Origin of the sequence: Streptomyces sp. NPDC005435 (assembly GCF_040703155.1) — a bacterium.
GTDB lineage: Bacteria > Actinomycetota > Actinomycetes > Streptomycetales > Streptomycetaceae > Streptomyces.
The window spans coordinates 124305-143515 of the sequence record NZ_JBEXEQ010000012.1 but is presented as its reverse complement, the minus strand read 5'-3'; the positions used below and the strand labels follow the sequence as shown (position 1 = coordinate 143515).

Genomic DNA, 19211 nt, shown 5'->3' with positions numbered 1-19211 from the left:
CTCCCCGCACCGGGCACCGCTCACGGCGCCGACGGCTCCCGCTTCAGGCCGAGCCGGTCGGCCGCGCGCTCGCCCCGCCGCCCCACCGGTATGACACCCGTGGCCGCGCCCAGCCCGAAGGCGGGCATGTTCACGTACACGGACTCGTAGGACCCGGCCGGCACGACGTACGTCTCGTGCCAGATGCCGACCTTGCCCCTGCCCTGCCGCAGCCGCCGGTTGAACTCGCCCCACGCGGGCCGGTGCTCCTTGTCCGGCGCCGACGCGTAGGCGAGCAGCTTCTCCTTGGACTCCCAGTACTGCACGACGTACACGACCCGCGGAAAGCCCAGCAGGGTCTGGTACCCCAGCAGTCCGTTCTCCTTCTCGCGCGCCAGCTCCTTGAGCATCGGCCGCATCGCGCGTGCCGAGGGCACCCAACTCCGCAGCGCGGTGAAGCTGTTGATCCGCAGCCCGATGAGGAAGACGACGATCTCGTCCTCCGCCGCGGCGGTCACACGCCCCTCGATCGGCTCGCTCATGACGTCCCCCACTCCCTGTCGGTGTCTCGTCTGTCCTTCGCCTGTTCCCGCTGCCGTGCACACATTGGATAGCTGAACTATCCATGCTTGGATAGTGACACTTTCCAATGGAGGGTGCAAGAGGAAGCGTGAAGGAGGGGCGGACATGCGACTGGCGGAGCTGAGCGAGCGCAGCGGGGTCTCCACGGCCACGATCAAGTACTACCTGCGCGAGGGGCTGCTCCCGGCCGGACGCCGGGTCACGGCGACCCAGGCCGAGTACGACGAGGGGCATCTGCGCCGGCTGCGTCTGGTGCGGGCGCTCATCCAGGTGGGCGGGGTCACGGTGTCCTCGGCCCGCGAGGTGCTCGGCGCGCTCCAGGACGAGGACCTCGACCACAACGAGCGCCTGGGCACCGCCGTCTGGGCGCTCCCCCACGGCCCCGCGCCCGCCGCGGACGATCCGGCGGCGGCCGAGGCGGCGCGGCGCGCCGGTGAACTGGTGCGCCGGCTCGGCTGGGGTCATGGCGAAGACCTCGCCGAGGCGCCCGCCTACGGGATGCTGGTGGGCGCGATCGCGGCGCTCACCCGGCTCGGATACCCGTGCGCCGTCGAGGACTTGGAGCCGTACGGCCGGGCGATGGGTGACATCGCCGGTTCCGATCTGGACCTGGTGGAGCGCTACGGCGGCTCGGCGGACGAGCAGGTGGAGGCGGCGGTGGCGCTCACCGTGCTGTACGAGCCGGTGCTGCTGAGCCTCAGGCGGCTGGCCGAGGCGGAGGAGTCGCGGCGCCGGTTCACGGGGAAGTGACGGCGCCCGCGGGGCCCTCCCCGCGGGCCCCCGAACACGCCGAAGGCCCTCCACCGAAGTGGAGGGCCTTCGAACTGCGTACCCCCGACCGGATTCGAACCGGCGCTACCGCCTTGAGAGGGCGGCGTGCTAGGCCGCTACACAACGGGGGCCTGGACACTGCGTTTCCGCAGGTCCGAGCTGGTCTACCTGGACTCGAACCAAGACTAACTGAACCAGAATCAGTCGTGCTGCCAATTACACCATAGACCAATGATGGTTTAGACCAGTCGTACCCCCGACCGGATTCGAACCGGCGCTACCGCCTTGAGAGGGCGGCGTGCTAGGCCGCTACACAACGGGGGCCCTAGCGATTCCGAGTGATCGGAACCAGTACCCCCGACCGGATTCGAACCGGCGCTACTGCCTTGAGAGGGCAGCGTGCTAGGCCGCTACACAACGGGGGCTTGCGGATGTGATCCGCGGTGCAGATGAGCTCTGCGAGCTGGCCTACCTGGACTCGAACCAAGACTAACTGAACCAGAATCAGTCGTGCTGCCAATTACACCATAGGCCACTGGAACGCAAGCCCCGGAAGGGGATCTTGTTCTAGTTTGTGCGCTTGGGGCCCGGCCTTTCGGCCTGTTCCCCTCGGCGCAGGAAGAACATTACCCGAAGGTGGACGGGGCTCCAAAACGGGTATCCCCAGGGGCCTGCGCGGCTCAGCCTTCGGTCGGGTCCGGGGCCACGAAGAAGTCCGTGAGGAAGCAGGTGATCTCGCCGTCGGCGCCGCGGCCGACCCAGGTGGGATAGGCGCCGTCGCCCCACCCGGAGGAGAAGGCGATCAGGTCGTGTCCGGCGTCGGGGGACGTGATCCGGTGCGGCCCCGGGGCCCACCCGCTGCCCTCGAAGGCGTCCCAGAGCGGCCCCTCGTCGTCCTCGCCGCCCGGGAAGGCGCCGTCGGCGGACGCGTCGTAGAAGCAGCCGGTGCCGGCGTCGACGCCGTAGCCGTAGAACTCGTCCTCGCCGAGCTCGGCGGGGTCCTGGCCGGGGAGCAGCGCGGGTTCCCATGTGACGGCCGGCTCGTCGCGTATGACCAGGCGCGCGGCGGCCACCCGGAGGTGCGGGGTGTCCGAGGGCGCCTCGCCGGGCTGGGTGAGGGTCGCCATGGCCACCTCGACGCGGTAGCGGCCCGGCTCGACCTCGGCCGTGAACGGGTCGATGTCGCCGGTGCCGAGACAGACGAACGGGTCGCAGGCGACCACGCGGCCGGTGGGCAGCGACAGTTCCCCGCCGTCCACGACGTGGATCACGCCGGTGGGCCCGGAGTCCTCGTACGTGAACGAGCTTCCGGGGGTGAACAGCCAGGTGTGATCGCGAGCGGACATCGGCACGACGGCGCCTTTCCTCGGGGTCGGTTTCCCGCAGCGTAGGCCCCGCCACCGACAACGAAGGGGCGGCACCCGGTGACCGGATGCCGCCCCTCGCAGGGTGTGGCGCGCGTTACGCGGTGAGCCTCGCAGGGTGTGGCGCGCGTTACGCGGCGAGCCTCGCCAGCGCCGCGTCGATACGGGCCAGCGTGGTGTCCTTGCCCAGGACCTCCAGCGACTCGAACAGCGGCAGGCCCACCGTGCGGCCGGTGACGGCCACGCGGACCGGGGCCTGCGCCTTGCCGAGCTTGAGGCCGTGGGCCTCACCGGCGGCCAGGACGGCCTCCTTCAGGGACTCCGCCGAGGTCCAGTCCGCAGACTCCAGCTTCTCGCGGGCGGTGCGCAGCAGGGCGTCGGAGCCCTCCTTCATCGCCTTGGTCCAGCTCGCCTCGTCGAAGGCCGGCTCCGGGAGGAACAGGAAGTCGACGTTGTCGGTGATCTCGGAGAGGACCTTCAGACGCGTCTGGGCGTGCGGGGCGATCGCCTGCCACTTGGTCTCGTCGAAGTCCTCCGGCGCCCAGGGGGCGAACGGGGCCTTCAGCCACGGCGCGCAGCGCTCGGTGAAGTCCTTCACGTCGAGCATGCGGATGTGGTCGGCGTTGATCGCCTCGCACTTCTTCAGGTCGAAGCGCGCCGGGTTGGGGTTCACGTCCGAGATCTCGAAGGCCGCGACCATCTCCTCGATGGAGAAGATGTCCTGGTCCGCCGAGAACGACCAGCCCAGCAGGGAAAGGTAGTTGAGCAGCCCCTCGGGCAGGAAGCCGCGCTCGCGGTAGAGGTTGAGGGACGACTCCGGGTCGCGCTTGGAGAGCTTCTTGTTGCCCTCGCCCATCACGTACGGCAGATGGCCGAAGGCGGGGATCCGCTGCGCGATGCCCAGCTCCGTCAGCGCCTTGTACAGGGCGATCTGGCGCGGGGTGGAGGAGAGCAGGTCCTCGCCGCGCAGGACGTGGGTGATGTCCATCAGCGCGTCGTCGACCGGGTTCACCAGGGTGTACAGCGGGGCGCCGTTGGCGCGCACGATGCCGTAGTCCGGGACGTTCTCGGGGAGGTAGGTGATCTCGCCGCGCACCAGGTCGTCGAAGGTGATCGTCTCGTCCGGCATGCGGAAGCGGACGATCGGCTCGCGGCCCTGCGCCCGGTACTCCTCGACCTGCTCGGCGCTCAGCTCGCGGCAGTGGCCGTCGTACCCGGAGGGCTTGCCGGCGGCGCGGGCGGCCTCGCGGCGGGTGTCCAGCTCGTCCTGGGAGCAGTAGCAGTGGTAGGCGTAGCCGCCGTCCAGGAGCTTGGCCGCGACGTCCTGGTAGATGTCCATCCGCTGCGACTGGCGGTACGGCGCGTGCGGGCCGCCGACCTCGGGACCCTCGTCCCAGTCGAAGCCGAGCCAGCGCATGGAGTCCAGGAGCTGGTTGTAGGACTCCTCGGAGTCGCGGGCGGCGTCGGTGTCCTCGATGCGGAAGACCAGGGTGCCCTCGTGGTGCCGGGCGAACGCCCAGTTGAACAGGGCGGTGCGCACCAGGCCGACGTGGGGGTTGCCGGTGGGCGAGGGACAGAAACGGACGCGTACGGGGGCAGGTGCGCTAGCCACGCTTGACAACCTTGTTGGTGAGAGTGCCGATGCCTTCGATGGTGACGGCGACCTCGTCGCCGACGTTCAGGGGTCCGACGCCCGCGGGGGTGCCGGTGAGGATGACGTCGCCGGGGAGCAGGGTCATCGCCTCGGAGATGTTGACGATCAGGTCCTCGATGGGGCGGATCATCTCGCTGGTGCGGCCCAGCTGGCGCTGTTCGCCGTTCACCGTGAGCTGCACGGTGAGGTCGTTCGCGCGGGCGAGGTCGATGTCCGTCTCGATCCACGGGCCGAGCGGGCAGGCGGTGTCGAAGCCCTTGGCGCGGGCCCACTGCTTCTCGCGGCGCTGCACGTCGCGGGCGGTGAGGTCGTTGGCGCACGTGTAGCCGAGGATGACGTCCTTGACGCGCTCGCGGGGCACCTCGCGGCACATGCGGCCGATGACGACGGCCAGCTCCGCCTCGTACTGGAGGTCCTCGGTGAAGGACGGGTACTGGATGTCGTCGCCCGGACCGATCACCGAGGTGGACGGCTTGAGGAAGGCGAAGGGGACGTCGGGCACCTCGTGGCCCAGTTCCTTCGCGTGCTCGGCGTAGTTGCGGCCGAAGGCCACGACCTTGTTGGGGAGCACCGGCGGGAGCAGCCTGACCTTGCTCAGCGGGACCTTGGTCCCGGACAGCTCGTGGTCGGCGAACGGGATGCCCTTGATGATGTCGAGGACCAGCTCGTCCTGCTTGTCGCCCTCGACAGCGCCGAAGGCTACGTTCCCGTCGATGGAGAACCTGGCGATGCGCACGGGATTCCTGCGCCTCTCATTGAGAACCGGCGTACTGTCGTCCCAGGTTAACCGCTCCGGCGGCGCGGTGTTCGCCGTAGCCCGTGGCGGGGGAGTTTATCGGCGCCGAATACCGGGCCCGGGTGAATTGTGAATTCGCCGGGCCGGGGCGGCCGCGGGTCACGTGGGGCGCCCCGCCGGGCGGCACAGGGCGGGCGCGGGGGCGGGCAGCCGGGGCGCGGGGAAATTCCATGGCTTTTCCGGTCGGCGGCGGGGAAAATACCGCGCGGTCGGCGGGTGCGGGATTAGCGGTTTTCACAGCCGTGTCCGCTGCCTGGGGAGCGGCCCGGAAATGACTGAGCGCGGCCGGGAAGAACACGGCGGTGCGTGGTCTTCCCGGCCGCGCTCAGTGCGCGGTCCGCGGCTCGCGTCAGACGGCGGCGGAGGCGGGCAGCTCCATCAGGATGGTGCGCCGGGGGTTGGCGGTGCTCGCGGGCAGCTCGCCGGTGTGCTCCTGCGGCTCGGGCGCCCACAGTTCGGTGGCGTCCTCCAGGTGTGCCAGCGTCGTGCGGCGCGGGTTGGCGGTCTTCTGGAACATCTGAGTCGTCTTCACCGTTGTCTTCCTGTGGCCTCGGGTAGTGGGGGCGGTCGGTGGGCAGAGCCGCTCATCCTGTAAAGCGCCAGGCTAAACATGCGATTCGCCGCCACCGAGGTGATCCACGCATGAATCACGTGTGAGTTTGCTCACTCACTCGCGAGCAAAACGGTCAATCTGGACCGTCAATTCGTCATGCCGAAACGGACATTGACGACCTGAAGCCACCATTCCGCTCCTGATCATGGCGACTGGGACACCCTCCGGCCCCCGGTGGTTCGCCGGGATGCGCCCGCTTTGCGGGAGATCGACTTGCACGCTTCGTGTCTCACGCATCACCCCCTGTCACGTAGGTCACAGCTCGGGGTACGTGCCTTGTTGGAGATCCTGCACTGTGCTGGAATGCCACGGACCGCCGCAGGATCGAGCCGGCGCGGGGGGCGCGAAACCGCGCCGCGCGGCGGTGAGAACAAGGGGGTAATCCAGCGCCGGTCACTTCAAGACCGACACGGGGGGCGTATTCAGGGCGCTCTCCGAGACGCCGACACCGTGTCCCGCCGTTCGCGCGGAGGGGCGCCTGGTCCAGAGGTTGCGACGCTAGTGCAGGGACGTTTCAAGAGGGATGGCAGCGCTTCGGCCGAGCCGGAGCCGCACGGCGGGACCGGCCGCGGTGCCTCGCCCCAGCACGCCCAGAACCCGACTCCGGCCCCGTCCGGCGAGAACGGTGAGCGCTCCGGGGGCCCGGGCGCGTCCGCACCGTCGGGCACGCCGGGTTCCGTGACCCCGACGCCGGCCGTGAAGGCGGCCAAGGACGTCGAGGGCCCCGGTTCACGGCTGGCGATGCGCAACTGGCGCATCTCCACCCGTCTGGTGTCACTGCTCGCCCTGCCGGTCGTCGCGGCCACCACCCTCGGTGGCCTGCGCATCGGCGACTCGATGGACGACATCAAGCAGCTCGACAACATGAAGCTGCTGACGGAGATGACCCAGCGCGCCACCGAGCTCGCCGCGGCGCTCCAGGACGAGCGTGACCAGTCCGCCGGTCCGATGTCGCACGGCGTCAAGGCCTCGGACTTCACCCTCAAGGGCTACCGCGACAAGTCCGACCGCGCGAAGCTCAACTTCGAGGACGCGGCCGAGCAGATCGACGCGGCCAGCAAGGACGGCAACCTCAAGGGTGTCCGCGACACCGTCGTCAGCCTCGTGGGCCAGCTGAACACCCTCAGCAAGGTCCGCAGCGACGCGTACGCCACCCAGGGCAACTCCAGCCAGACCATCGAGTCGTACCACCGGCTGATCACCCAGCTGATCGACCTCTCCCAGGACATGGCCGAGGCGACCAGCAACCCCGAGATGATCCAGCGCACCCGCGCGCTGTCGGCGTTCTCCAGCGCCAAGGAGTACGCCTCGGTGCAGCGGGCCATCATCGCCGCCGCGCTGCCCGCCAACACCAGCAGCAAGGGCGACCTCTCCACGAACGACCGCCTCTACGGTGAGTCGGCCTTCGACAGCGAGCGCTCCGAGCTCAAGATCTTCCGCAAGGTCGACGGCGCCGGCGCCGAGGCGATGCTCGCGCCGATCCAGAAGGACACCCCGCAGATCCAGGCGGCGGACCACTACGCCAAGCAGGCCCTGGCCCCGAACGGCTTCGCGGACCTGCCGCCGCGCTCCTACCGCGACTGGCTGGACGACAGCACCAACAAGCTCCAGCAGATGAAGAACATCGAGCACGAGCTGCTCGGTGACATGGAGCAGAAGGCCCGTGAGCTGAAGTCGACCTCGGAGCAGGAGGCGATCCTCTCCGGTGCGCTGATCCTGCTCGTGCTCGGCGTCTCGCTCGTCGGCGCCTTCGTCGTGGCCCGCTCCATGATCCGCTCGCTGCGCCGCCTGCAGGAGACCGCCACCCGCGTCGCCCAGGACCGCCTGCCCGAGCTGGTCAAGCAGCTGTCCGAGTCCGACCCGCAGGACGTCGACACCTCCGTCGAGTCCGTCGGTGTGCACTCCAGCGACGAGATCGGCCAGGTGGCCGCGGCCTTCGACGACGTGCACCGCGAGGCGGTCCGACTGGCCGCCGAGCAGGCCCTGCTGCGGGGCAACGTCAACGCGATGTTCACCAACCTCTCGCGCCGTTCCCAGGGTCTGATCCAGCGTCAGCTCTCGCTCATCTCCGAACTGGAGTCCCGCGAGGCCGACCCGGACCAGCTGTCCTCCCTCTTCAAGCTCGACCACCTCGCGACGCGTATGCGCCGTAACGGTGAGAACCTCCTCGTCCTCGCCGGTGAAGAGCCGGGCCGACGCTGGACCCGCCCGGTTCCGCTGGTCGACGTCCTCCGCGCCGCCGCCTCCGAGGTGGAGCAGTACGAGCGCATCGAGCTGGCCTCGGTGCCCAGCACCCAGGTCGCGGGCCGCGTCGTCAACGACCTCGTGCACCTCCTCGCCGAGCTGCTGGAGAACGCCACGTCGTTCTCCTCCCCGCAGACCAAGGTCAAGGTGACCGGTCACGCGCTGCCCGACGGCCGCGTGCTGATCGAGATCCACGACACCGGTATCGGCCTCTCCCCCGAGGACCTGGCCGCGATCAACGAGCGCCTCGCGGCGCCGCCCACGGTGGACGTCTCGGTGTCCCGCCGCATGGGTCTGTTCGTGGTCGGCCGTCTGTCCCAGCGACACGGCATCCGTATCCAGCTGCGTCCGTCCGACTCCGGTGGTACGACCGCGCTCGTCATGCTGCCCGTCGATGTCGCCCAGGGCGGCAAGAAGCCCGCTCCGGGCAAGGCCGGCGGTCCCGGCGCCGGTGGCGGTCCCGCCGCCGCGCAGGCGGCCGCGGGTGCCGCGGCGGCCCGCCGGAACAAGGGCGGCGGCGGCCAGGGCGGTGCCCTCGGCGGCGCTCCCGCCGGTGGCGGACTCCTCGGCGGCTCCGCGCCGCGCGGTCAGGTCGGTTCCGGCCAGGGCCCGCGCGCCGCGCTGCCCGGTGCCGGACAGGGCGGCCGTCCCGGCGGCGGCCGTGCGCAGGGTGCCGGTGCCGCGTTCCAGGGCCGGCAGGCCGCGGGCGCCGCGGCCGGCGGCCAGAACGGCCAGGCTCCCGGCGGTCCGCAGGGTCTCCAGGCCGCGCACCCCGGCGGTCCGCAGCAGGACGCCTTCGGCGGCCGCGGTCCGGCCGCCCCGCGGGGCGGTGCCGACCAGGGCCGTCAGGCCCAGCTGCCGCCGCGCGGCGGCCCGCGTGCCGAGCTGCCCGGCGGCAACCCGCAGCAGCGCGGCCCGGAGTGGGGCGACGCCCCGCAGAACCGCGCCTCGATGGACGCCCCGCGCGGCCACGACGAGCAGGCCCCGCACACCGCGCGGATGCCGCGTGTCGACGACCGCCAGGGCGCGGGCGCGACCGCGGAGATGCCCCGCATCGACGCCCACGACCCGTCCGGCACGGGCGAGTTCCCGCGCCAGGACCTCTACGGCAACAACGAGGGCCACCACACCGGCCAGTTCGCCCGGCCCGGCGCGGGCAACCCGCAGCACAACACGGGCCAGTTCGCGCGGCCCGGAGCAGGCGAGCAGCAGAACACCGGCCAGTTCCAGCGGCCCGGCATGAACGACCAGCAGAACACCGGTCAGTTCGCGCGGCCCGGGACGAACGAGCAGCAGAACACGGGCCAGTTCCAGCGTCCCGGTGCCCAGCAGGGCGGCCGGTTCGCCCAGCAGGGCGGCGGCCACGACCCGTACGCCCAGAACAACGGCTTCGGCGGCCAGGACCCGCAGAGCACCGGCCAGTTCGCGGCGCCGCAGGCCTACGACAACGGGTACGCGGCGGGCGACACCGGTCAGCACGCGCTGCCCGGCAGCCACGGCGCGAGCGGCCCGCACACCGGCCAGTTCGAGCGTCCGCAGCAGGGCGGTCCGGCGGACTTCGGCGCGCAGCGCCCGCAGTTCCCGCAGCGCCAGGCGGCTCCCGAGCCCGAGCGCGCCCCCGCGCAGCGGCAGGCGCCGAACGAGGGCTGGGCGGCGCTGCCCCCGGCCGGCGGTCCCGGCGACGGCCGTACCCCGCTGTACGACACGCTGGAGACCAACTGGTTCCACGGCGGCGGCCAGCAGGAGGCCGAGCAGGCCCCGGCTCCGGCCGCCCCGGCCGCTCCGGCGGCCCGGCAGACGCCCGCACAGGCTCCGGCCCCGCAGCGTTCCGCCTCTCCCGCTTCCCCCGCGTCCACCACGGGCTCCTGGCGCACCTCGCCGAACGACGAGATCGTCCGGCAGGCCGAGCGCGTACGGCAGCCCGCGGCGGGCGGCATCACCACCTCCGGTCTGCCGCGCCGGGTGCCCAAGGCGAACCTCGTCCCGGGCACCGCACAGCAACAGCAGCAGACCCCGACCGGTCCGCAGGTTTCGCGCTCTCCCGACGAGGTGCGCGGCCGGCTGACCAATCTCCGCCGGGGCATCGCGCAGGGCCGCCAGGCCGGCAACGGCCAGACCGGCAGCTTTCCCAGCCCCACTCACCAGCAGGAGCGTTAGTTGAGTCCGATGAGCCAGGCGGCACAGAACCTGAACTGGTTGATCACCAACTTCGTGGACAACACCCCAGGGGTGTCGCACACGGTGGTGGTCTCCGCCGACGGCCTTCTGCTGGCGATGTCCGAAGGTTTCCCCCGTGACCGCGCCGACCAGCTGGCCGCGGTCGCCTCCGGGCTGACCTCTCTCACGGCCGGGGCATCCCGGATCTTCGAGGGGGGCAGCGTGTCGCAGACCGTCGTCGAGATGGAACGCGGCTTCCTCTTCCTCATGTCCGTCTCGGACGGGTCGTCCCTCGCGGTTCTGGCCCACCCCGAGTGCGACATCGGTCTCGTCGGCTACGAGATGGCGCTGCTCGTCGACCGCGCGGGTGCGGTACTCACCCCGGATCTGCGCGCCGAACTACAAGGCAGTCTGCTCCACTGACCCGCCCCGGCACCACCCACCTCACAAAACAACCGTCCGGCCGCCACAATCCCCCCACCGGCCCCGTCAGACGGCACGACTGACCGACTTGCTGTCCCGCCCGGAGGATTCATGACCCCGCCCAACGCCTCTCATGATCCGTACGCGGAGTCGTACGGCGATGAGGGGGACCAGCCGCTGGTCCGTCCGTACGCGATGACCGGCGGCCGGACGCGGCCGCGCTATCAGCTCGCCATCGAGGCGCTGATCAGCACGACGGCCGACCCGGCAGCGCTCATGGGACTGCTCCCGGAGCACCAGCGCATCTGCCAACTGTGCGTCGAGGTGAAGTCGGTCGCGGAGGTGTCCGCGCTACTGGCCATGCCGCTCGGTGTGGCCCGGATTCTGGTCGCCGACCTCGCCGAGGCCGGCCTGGTCGCCATCCACCAGCCGGGTGGCGACGAGAACAACGGCGGCGCTCCCGATGTGACGCTGCTCGAAAGGGTGCTCAGTGGACTTCGCAAGCTCTGACGGAGGGCGGGCCACGACCTCCGCGAAGATCGTGGTGGCGGGTGGCTTCGGCGTGGGCAAGACCACGTTCGTGGGCGCCGTCTCGGAGATCAACCCGCTGCGTACCGAGGCCGTGATGACGTCCGCGTCCGCGGGCATCGACGACCTCACCCACACCGGCGACAAGACCACCACCACGGTGGCCATGGACTTCGGCCGTATCACCCTGGACCAGGACCTGATCCTGTACCTCTTCGGTACGCCCGGTCAGGACCGCTTCTGGTTCATGTGGGACGACCTGGTGCGCGGTGCCATCGGCGCGGTGGTCCTGGTGGACACGCGGCGGCTGGCGGACTGCTTCCCGGCGGTGGACTACTTCGAGAACTCGGGTCTGCCGTTCGTCGTCGCGCTCAACGGCTTCGACGGGCAGCAGCCGTACAACCCGGAGGAGGTGCGCGAGGCCCTGCAGATCGGCCCCGACACCCCCATCATCACCACGGACGCCCGGCACCGGTCGGACGCCAAGAGCGCGCTGATCACGCTGGTGGAGCACGCGCTGATGGCCCGCCTGCGGTAGCAGGACCATCGCAGTACTCAAGTGGGATCTGCCGTACGGCAGTTGTCCTGAACGGACCGGAGCCGGCTGTGGCCTTGGACACGGCCGGCTCCGGTGTTCATAACAGTTCGGCAGAGGAATATCCGGCGATCGCCACGGGGCGCGTTCGACCGGTACCGCTGCGCGCACGAACCCCCGGCCTTTTGCCGGGGCTCGCTCGGTATTGACCCGTTTTATCTGGGCCTTACAACTGCGCTGCCCCTGTTTGGAACTGCGCTGGTCCACGTGCTGGAATGCCTGAACTGCCCAGGGGTCAAAGACGTACTGAGTGGTCGAAGACGAACCGGGCTCTGCGAAGACGAACCGGGCTCTGAGAGACTGCGGCACGAGACGGTGCCGACCGCCGAGAGGTTGTTGGTCGAGTGAGGCGAAGCAAGAACGGTCCCGAGCCGTCGGCGCGGGGCAACTTCACCCCGCCGCCGCGCGCTGCGGCGCCCGCGCCGGTTGCACCGGGTCCGGAGCCCGAGGCCGCGGCACCCGCGGCTTCCGGGGGCCGGTTCTCGCCGCGCAACTGGCGGGTGCCCACCAGGCTGAACGCGATCCTGCTCATACCCGTGATAGTCGGTCTGGTCATGGGCGGCTTCCAGGTGAAGAACTCGATCGACACCTGGCAGGACGCGCAGGACGCGAAGAACACCGCCATCCTGGTGCGGGCGTCGCTGTCGTACGCGGACGCCCTGTACAACGAACGTGACATCAGCGCCGCCCCCCTGCTGAAGGGCAAGGCCGAGACCGCCCAGGACAAGGCGACGGTCGAGGCGGCGCGCAAGGCCACCGACGAGGCCGCCGACGCCTTCGACAAGGCCGCCGAGAACATGCCGGACAAGCCGGGCCTGAAGCGCCGGCTGAAGCTGTTCAAGGAACAGGAGCCCGTCCTCCAGAACCTGCGCAAGGGCGCCTACACGTCCGCGTTCACCGGCGTGCAGACCGAAGAGGGCTACATCAAGGTCGCCCACCCGCTCATGGAGTTCGCCAACGAGCTGGGCCTGGGCACCGGAAACATCACCTCCTACGGCCGTACGGTCTACGCCATCTCGCTGACCAAGGCGGCGCTCTCGCTTGAGCGCTCCATCGGCATGCACATGCTGGTCAAGCCCGGCCCGGACGCCCCCAACCTGGCCAGCCAGCGCGTCGCGCTCCTCTCCTACGCCTATCTGGAGGGCATCGCGGTCGAGGAGTACCTCGGCGGCGGTACCCAGGAGGACTCCGACCGGCTGGACCAGGAGAAGCGGGACATCCAGACGCAGGGCGCCAAGCTGGTGGCCGAGGCCAAGGCCCAGGACCCCTCGTACAAGGCGCCCCCGGCCGACCCGCAGAACATGGTCACGGCGCTCGGTCAGCTCAAGACCACCGACCCGGTCGAGCGGCAGCAGCTGGCCCAGCAGGGCATCACCCCCGCCAACTGGTGGGCGGTGAACACCCTGAAGTTCAAGGCGTACCGCTCCATCGAGTCGGACCTCACCAACAAGGCCGTGAACGAGGCGTCGGGCATCGCCGACGACGCCAAGATCTCCGCCATCATCACCGGTGCGGCCGTCATGATCGCGCTGCTCCTCGCCTTCGTCCTCGCCGGTACGGTGGCCCGCCAGATGAGCCGCTCGATGCGCCAGCTGCGCAACGCGGCCTTCGGTATCGCCGAGCAGCGCCTGCCGATGCTGGTCGACCAGCTCTCCCGCACCGACCCCGGCCGGGTCGACACCCGGGTCGCCCCGATCCCGATCCACACCAAGGACGAGATCGGCGAAGTCGCCCGCGCCTTCGACCAGGTCCACCGCGAAGCGGTCCGGCTCGCCTCCGAGCAGGCCCTGCTGCGGGGCAACATCAACGCGATCTTCACCAACCTCTCGCGCCGCAACCAGTCGCTGATCGAGGGCCAGCTGACCCTGATCACCGACCTGGAGAACAACGAGGCCGACCCGGACCAGCTGGAGAACCTCTTCAAGCTGGACCACCTGGCGACCCGTATGCGCCGCAACGGCGAGAACCTCCTGGTCCTCGCCGGCGAGGAGCCCGGCCGCCGCTGGGACCAGCCGGTCCCGCTGGTCGACGTCCTGCGCGCCGCCTCCTCCGAGGTGGAGCAGTACGAGCGCATCGAGCTGTCGGGCGTCCCGGAGGCCGAGATCCACGGCCGCGCGGTCACCGACCTCGTGCACCTGCTGGCCGAGCTCCTGGAGAACGCGACGACGTTCTCCTCCCCGCAGACCAAGGTCAAGGTCACCGCGACCCGTCTCCCGGACGGCCGTGTGATGATCGAGATCCACGACAAGGGCATCGGCCTGACGGCCGAGGACTTCGCGGACATCAACCACAAGCTGGCCAACCCGCCGACCGTGGACGCCGCGATCTCCCAGCGCATGGGCCTCTTCGTGGTCGGCCGGCTGTCCGACCGGCACGGCATCCGCGTCCAGCTGCGCCCCTCGGGCGAGCAGGCCGGCACCACCTCGCTGGTCATGCTCCCGGACGCCATCACGCACGGCGGTGGCGGCGAAGTCCCGCTGGAGCGCGAGGAGTTCACGGTCTCGCAGATCATCCCGGAGCAGCAGTTCCGGGGCGAGAACTTCGGTCAGCAGCAGCAACAGCAGCAGCCTCAGCAGCAGCCGTTGCGCACCGCCGCCGAACTGGGCTTCGACGACAGCCGCTACGAGGTCCCGGACGACATCCGGGGTCTGGACCCCGTCGGCCGCTCGCTGATGCGCGAGGAGCGCCGGGCCGCGCTGGAGGACCGGGGCCACCCGCAGGAGGACACCGGGCAGCAGCCCGCGTTCCCCGACGCCTTCGAGCAGCCGCAGCAGGGCTTCGAGGACACCTCCGGCTTCCCGGTGCAGCAGCACCCGCAGGCCGCCGCCCCCGAGGCGCAGCAGCCGTACCAGGAGCTGCCGCAGGCGCCGTACGACGAGCAGCAGTACTACGCGCAGGACGCCGGGCTGCCGCAGAACGACGGCTTCGCCGCGGGCGGCGGTTACCCCGACGCGTACCAGGAGCAGGCCCAGAACGGGCATGCGCCGGCGCACGCCCCCTCGCCCGACGCGTTCGGTCCGTACGACGGCGGCAACCGCCAGGACGAGTGGTCCGGGCAGAACGGTTTCCAGAACGACTATCCGGCCCAGTACGCTGCGGAAACGGAGTCTTCGCAGGCCGGTGACGTGAGTGAGCGGAACCGCGTAGGCTTCGAGCGTCCCGGACCGGCCTCCTCCTCCGCCGCCCACGACATGACGAACGCCGGGCTTCCCCGCCGCGGTGGCGTCACGAGCGGTGCGAACGGCGTGAACGGCACGGCCCACGGGCAGCAGGCGGCGCCGGCCTCCACGGCGGGCCCGCTCGCCGCGAACAACGGTGACAGCGGCTGGCGTTCGGCGAACGACGACCGCTGGCAGCAGGCGTCGCAGCTGCGCAAACCCAAGGCGGGCGGAGTCACCTCCTCCGGTCTGCCGCGGCGGGTACCCAAGGCCAACCTGGTCGAGGGCACCGCCGAGAGCACCCCTCAGGGGGGCCCACAGGTCTCCCGCGCCCCGGAAGACGTCCGGGGCAGGCTGAGCAACCTGCGTCGAGGCGTCGAACGCGGACGCAACGCAGGCAGTGAAACGAACGGCCAGGCCACCAACAATCAGCACGGTGGTCCTGACAGCACCTACAACCAGGAGCGTTAGTGTGAGCCCGATGAGCCAGGCGGCACAGAACCTGAACTGGTTGATCACCAACTTCGTGGACAACACCCCGGGGGTGTCCCACACGGTGGTGGTCTCCGCCGACGGACTCCTTCTGGCGATGTCCGAAGGCTTCCCGCGCGACCGCGCCGACCAGCTCGCGGCCGTCGCCTCCGGCCTGACGTCTCTGACGGCAGGCGCCTCCCGGATCTTCGAGGGAGGCAGTGTGAACCAGACCGTTGTGGAGATGGAGCGAGGATTCCTCTTCATCATGTCCGTATCCGACGGTTCCTCGCTCGCCGTACTGGCCCACCCGGAAGCGGACATCGGCCTCATCGGGTACGAGATGGCCCTTCTGGTGGACCGCGCGGGCACGGTCCTCACCCCGGATCTGCGTGCGGAACTCCAGGGCAGCCTTCTCAACTAGCAAGTGGACGGTGCGCGTTCGCGTCCCGGGGCCGTAAGGTTTCGGGACGCGGCCCCGCACATGGGTGCCCGGCACAGTCGGAGGAGGAGAGAAAGTGGCAACACCCCCAGGCGGTTCGCATACGGGTGGCTGGTCGTACGGTCCCGCACAGGGACAGGACGGCGGTCCCGCGAACCCGTACGCTCCCTCCCCCGGCCACCGGCAGCCCTACGCACCACAGGGGCCCGGTCCGTCTCCCTACGAGCAGCCCCAGGCCCCGCGTATCCAGCCGGTCCCGCCGCGCCGCTCCGAGCCGGCGTCGGCCCCGGCCGCGTCCAACAACCCCTTGGTGCGTCCGTACGCCATGACCGGCGGCCGGACGCGCCCGCGCTACCAGCTCGCCATCGAGGCACTGGTGCACACCACCGCCGCTCCGCACCAGATGCAGGGTCAGCTGCCCGAGCATCAGCGGATCTGCAACCTGTGCCGGGAGATCAAGTCGGTGGCCGAGATCTCGGCCCTGCTGACGATCCCCCTCGGCGTGGCCAGGATTCTCGTCGCCGACTTGGCGGAGGCGGGCCTGGTCGCCATCCATCAGCCCGGCGGCGACGAGAACGCCGGTGGCCAGCCAGCCGTGACTTTGCTCGAAAGGGTGCTCAGTGGACTTCGCAAGCTCTAGCGGAGGGCCTTCCCGCTCCACCACGTCCGCGAAGATCGTGGTGGCGGGCGGCTTCGGTGTGGGCAAAACCACGTTCGTCGGCGCCGTCTCGGAGATCAACCCGCTGCGCACCGAGGCCGTCATGACGTCCGCTTCGGCCGGCATCGACGACCTCACCCACACCGGGGACAAGAAGACCACCACGGTGGCCATGGACTTCGGCCGTATCACCCTGGACCAGGACCTGATCCTGTACCTCTTCGGTACGCCCGGTCAGGACCGCTTCTGGTTCATGTGGGACGACCTCGTCCGCGGTGCCATCGGCGCCATCGTCCTGGTCGACACCCGTCGTCTCGCCGACTGCTTCCCCGCGGTCGACTACTTCGAGAACTCGGGCCTGCCGTTCGTCATCGCCCTCAACGGCTTCGACGGCAGCCAGCCGTACAACCCGGACGAGGTCCGCGAGGCCCTCCAGATCGGCCCCGACACCCCCATCATCACCACGGACGCCCGCCACCGCGCGGACGCCAAGAGCGCGCTGATCACCCTGGTGGAACACGCGCTGATGGCCCGCCTGCGGTAGCAGGCCCCGATCCACGTCCGAAGGCCCCGTACCGCCACCGAGCGGTACGGGGCCTTCGCCGTACCCGTACCCCTGCCCGGGCGGGCATGCCGTATCCCGTACCCGGCCGGGTACGACGAAGGCCCCGCCTCCCCCGGAAGGGGGAAGCGGGGCCCTGTCGTCGTGCCCGGGGCTCAGTGCCAGCTGTGCGGGGCTCGGAAGCCCGGTTCGCGCTCCAGGCGGCGCCAGGCGGCGCGGGGGCGGCCGGCGGAGGGACGGGTGGTGTGGCGGGCCGCGGCGCGGGCGAGGAGGACGGCCGTGATGGCGGCGACTTCCTCGGGCTCGGCGTGGCCCTTCTCGACGCGGATGTCGGGAGTGCTCATGGTTCTGGTCTCCGAGGGCTCGATCACTGCGGCGGGTTGCCGTGCTTGCGGGAGGGCAGGTCGGCGTGCTTCGACTGGAGCATCGCCAGCGACTTGACCAGTACCTCGCGGGTCTCGGCGGGGTCGATCACGTCGTCCACCAGGCCGCGCTCCGCCGCGTAGTACGGGTGCATGAGCTCGGCCTTGTACTCCTTGACCATCTTCTGGCGCATCGCCTCGGGGTCCTCGGCCTCGGCGATCTGGCGGCGGAAGATGACGTTGGCGGCGCCCTCGGCGCCCATCACGGCGATCTCGTTCGTGGGCCACGCGTAGGTGAGGTCCGCACCGATGGACTGGCTGTCCATGACGATGTAGGCACCGCCGTACGCCTTGCGCAGGATGAGCGAAATCCGCGGCACGGTCGCGTTGCAGTAGGCGTAGAGGAGCTTCGCGCCGTGCCGGATGATTCCGCCGTGCTCCTGGTCGACACCGGGCAGGAAGCCCGGCACGTCCAGCAGCGTGATGATCGGGATATTGAAAGCGTCACACATCTGGACAAAGCGCGCAGCTTTTTCGCTCGCCTCGATGTCCAGCACGCCGGCCAGCACCTGCGGCTGGTTGGCGATGATGCCGACGACCTGGCCGTCCAGGCGGGCCATCGCGCAGATGATGTTCCGCGCCCAGCGCTCGTGGACCTCCAGGTACTCGCCGTCGTCCACCAGCTCCTCGATGACCTTGGTCATGTCGTAGGGCCGGTTCCCGTCGGCGGGGACCAGGTCGAGCAGGACGTCACCGCGCCGGTCGGCGGGGTCGGAGGACTCCACGCGGGGCGGGTTCTCGCGGTTGTTCTGCGGGAGCAGCGACAGGAGGTAGCGCACCTCCGCGATGCAGGTCTCCTCGTCGTCGTACGCGAAGTGGCAGACGCCGGAGGTCTCGGCGTGCACGTCGGCGCCGCCCAGGCCGTTCTGGGAGATCTCCTCGCCGGTGACCGCCTTGACGACGTCCGGGCCGGTGATGAACATCTGCGAGGTCTCGCGGACCATGAAGACGAAGTCGGTGAGGGCGGGGCTGTAGGCCGCGCCGCCCGCGCACGGGCCGAGCATCACGGAGATCTGCGGGATGACGCCGGACGCCCTGGTGTTGCGCTGGAAGATGCCGCCGTAGCCGGCGAGCGCGGAGACGCCCTCCTGGATACGGGCACCGGCGCCGTCGTTCAGGGAGACCAGCGGGGCACCGGCCGCGATGGCCATGTCCATGATCTTGTGAATCTTGGTGGCGTGGGCCTCGCCCAGCGCGCCGCCGAAGATCCGGAAGTCGTGCGCGTAGACGAAGACCGTGCGGCCCTCGACCGTGCCCCAGCCGGTGATGACACCGTCGCTGTACGGCTTCTTGGCCTCCAGGCCGAAGCCGGTCGCGCGGTGCCGGCGCAGCTGCTCGACCTCCTGGAAGGAACCCGGGTCCAGGAGCAGCTCGATGCGCTCCCGCGCCGTCAGCTTGCCCTTGGCGTGCTGCGCCTCGGTCGCCTTCTCGCTGGGGCCCGCCAGGGCCCGCGCACGGATCTCGTGCAGCTCGGCGACCCGACCACGCGCGTCCGTCGGCTCACCCGTCGTCTCTTCCAAAACGGTCATGTAGCGACCTTACGAAGGACATCAAGGAAAGCCAGCCGTCCACTCCGTACAGTCTCCGAAGCGTTTTCCTGGTACCACCGAACAGAACCACGCCGACATGCAGCTGTTCTTACTGCCCGGAGGGCGTCGGCGTTGTAGGGGTGCGACAAAGGCCACCGCCGGAGCGGGGCGCGCGTCCGGCGCCGCGACACGCCAGCCGGGGAGTGAAACGGGACCTCCGGACGGCCGACCCCGCCTACCGTACCCCGAACGGCGACGGGGGC

Annotated in this window: 16 protein-coding genes and 5 tRNA genes; 9 read left to right on the top strand and 12 right to left on the bottom strand. The window is 70.3% G+C overall.

From position 1 onward, the window contains the following. Window positions 1–20: 20 nt before the first annotated feature. Window positions 21–521: a DUF4188 domain-containing protein gene (locus AB0898_RS17400; RefSeq protein WP_366803787.1), complete on the bottom strand. Its 501-nt coding sequence runs from the start codon at window positions 519–521 to the stop codon at window positions 21–23. 145 nt (window positions 522–666) lie between these two features. On the opposite strand from AB0898_RS17400, the gene AB0898_RS17395 reads away from it, so the two are divergent. Next, window positions 667–1311, top strand: coding sequence for a MerR family transcriptional regulator (locus AB0898_RS17395; protein ID WP_366803786.1), 645 nt, complete (start codon window positions 667–669; stop codon window positions 1309–1311). A gap of 79 nt (window positions 1312–1390) precedes the next feature. On the opposite strand, the gene AB0898_RS17390 is transcribed toward AB0898_RS17395, so the two are convergent. The 9 genes from AB0898_RS17390 to AB0898_RS17350 all read right to left on the bottom strand — a co-directional run bounded on the left by AB0898_RS17390 (window position 1391) and on the right by AB0898_RS17350 (window position 5678). After that, window positions 1391–1463, bottom strand: a tRNA-Glu gene (locus tag AB0898_RS17390). 28 nt (window positions 1464–1491) lie between these two features. Then, a tRNA-Gln gene (locus AB0898_RS17385) sits at window positions 1492–1563 on the bottom strand. Between the two features lie 20 nt (window positions 1564–1583). Beyond that, a tRNA-Glu gene (locus AB0898_RS17380) sits at window positions 1584–1656 on the bottom strand. A gap of 28 nt (window positions 1657–1684) precedes the next feature. Beyond that, window positions 1685–1757, bottom strand: a tRNA-Glu gene (locus AB0898_RS17375). A 38-nt stretch (window positions 1758–1795) separates the two neighbouring features. Beyond that, a tRNA-Gln gene (locus tag AB0898_RS17370) sits at window positions 1796–1867 on the bottom strand. 145 nt (window positions 1868–2012) lie between these two features. After that, on the bottom strand, window positions 2013–2684 hold the full coding sequence (locus tag AB0898_RS17365) for a DUF4241 domain-containing protein (protein WP_366803785.1): 672 nt from the start codon (window positions 2682–2684) through the stop codon (window positions 2013–2015). A 142-nt stretch (window positions 2685–2826) separates the two neighbouring features. Continuing rightward, window positions 2827–4308, bottom strand: coding sequence for a glutamate--tRNA ligase (gene gltX, locus AB0898_RS17360; RefSeq protein ID WP_366803784.1), 1482 nt, complete (start codon window positions 4306–4308; stop codon window positions 2827–2829). After that, the gene (locus AB0898_RS17355; protein ID WP_161178751.1) at window positions 4301–5086 is read right to left on the bottom strand and encodes a fumarylacetoacetate hydrolase family protein; all 786 of its coding nucleotides are present in this window, start codon (window positions 5084–5086) and stop codon (window positions 4301–4303) included. Before AB0898_RS17355 ends, gltX begins: the two co-directional genes overlap by 8 nt. Window positions 5087–5495: 409 nt before the next feature. Continuing rightward, window positions 5496–5678: a hypothetical protein gene (locus AB0898_RS17350; protein ID WP_026248376.1), complete on the bottom strand. Its 183-nt coding sequence runs from the start codon at window positions 5676–5678 to the stop codon at window positions 5496–5498. Between the two features lie 582 nt (window positions 5679–6260). Here AB0898_RS17350 and AB0898_RS17345 point away from each other — a divergent pair. The 8 genes from AB0898_RS17345 (at window position 6261) to AB0898_RS17310 (ending at window position 16979) form a co-directional block, all read left to right on the top strand. After that, window positions 6261–10160, top strand: a complete 3900-nt coding sequence (locus AB0898_RS17345) for a nitrate- and nitrite sensing domain-containing protein (protein ID WP_366803783.1) — start codon at window positions 6261–6263, stop codon at window positions 10158–10160. A gap of 9 nt (window positions 10161–10169) precedes the next feature. Continuing rightward, window positions 10170–10583 (top strand): roadblock/LC7 domain-containing protein, encoded by a 414-nt coding sequence (locus AB0898_RS17340; protein ID WP_018544706.1) that lies wholly within the window; start codon window positions 10170–10172, stop codon window positions 10581–10583. A 111-nt stretch (window positions 10584–10694) separates the two neighbouring features. Beyond that, a complete protein-coding gene (locus AB0898_RS17335) occupies window positions 10695–11093 on the top strand; it encodes a DUF742 domain-containing protein (protein ID WP_161183362.1) in 399 nt (132 codons plus the stop codon). Further along, window positions 11074–11649 carry an ATP/GTP-binding protein gene (locus tag AB0898_RS17330; RefSeq protein WP_199585381.1) on the top strand — a complete coding sequence of 192 codons (576 nt, stop codon included), beginning with the start codon at window positions 11074–11076 and terminating at the stop codon, window positions 11647–11649. The genes AB0898_RS17335 and AB0898_RS17330 overlap by 20 nt, the downstream gene beginning before the upstream one ends. Before the next feature lie 401 nt (window positions 11650–12050). After that, a complete protein-coding gene (locus tag AB0898_RS17325) occupies window positions 12051–15335 on the top strand; it encodes a nitrate- and nitrite sensing domain-containing protein (RefSeq protein WP_366803782.1) in 3285 nt (1094 codons plus the stop codon). 10 nt (window positions 15336–15345) lie between these two features. After that, complete coding sequence (locus AB0898_RS17320; RefSeq protein ID WP_005479603.1) at window positions 15346–15759, top strand: roadblock/LC7 domain-containing protein; 414 nt, start codon at window positions 15346–15348, stop codon at window positions 15757–15759. 94 nt (window positions 15760–15853) lie between these two features. Next, window positions 15854–16417 (top strand): DUF742 domain-containing protein, encoded by a 564-nt coding sequence (locus AB0898_RS17315; protein ID WP_366803781.1) that lies wholly within the window; start codon window positions 15854–15856, stop codon window positions 16415–16417. Then, the gene (locus tag AB0898_RS17310; protein WP_199585384.1) at window positions 16398–16979 is read left to right on the top strand and encodes an ATP/GTP-binding protein; all 582 of its coding nucleotides are present in this window, start codon (window positions 16398–16400) and stop codon (window positions 16977–16979) included. The genes AB0898_RS17315 and AB0898_RS17310 overlap by 20 nt, the downstream gene beginning before the upstream one ends. 173 nt (window positions 16980–17152) lie before the next feature. On the opposite strand, the gene AB0898_RS17305 is transcribed toward AB0898_RS17310, so the two are convergent. Together AB0898_RS17305 and AB0898_RS17300 are read right to left on the bottom strand one after the other, a co-directional pair. Next, window positions 17153–17341, bottom strand: coding sequence for an acyl-CoA carboxylase subunit epsilon (locus AB0898_RS17305; protein WP_361105882.1), 189 nt, complete (start codon window positions 17339–17341; stop codon window positions 17153–17155). 23 nt (window positions 17342–17364) lie between these two features. Further along, a complete protein-coding gene (locus AB0898_RS17300) occupies window positions 17365–18948 on the bottom strand; it encodes an acyl-CoA carboxylase subunit beta (RefSeq protein WP_366803778.1) in 1584 nt (527 codons plus the stop codon). Window positions 18949–19211 lie beyond the last annotated feature (263 nt).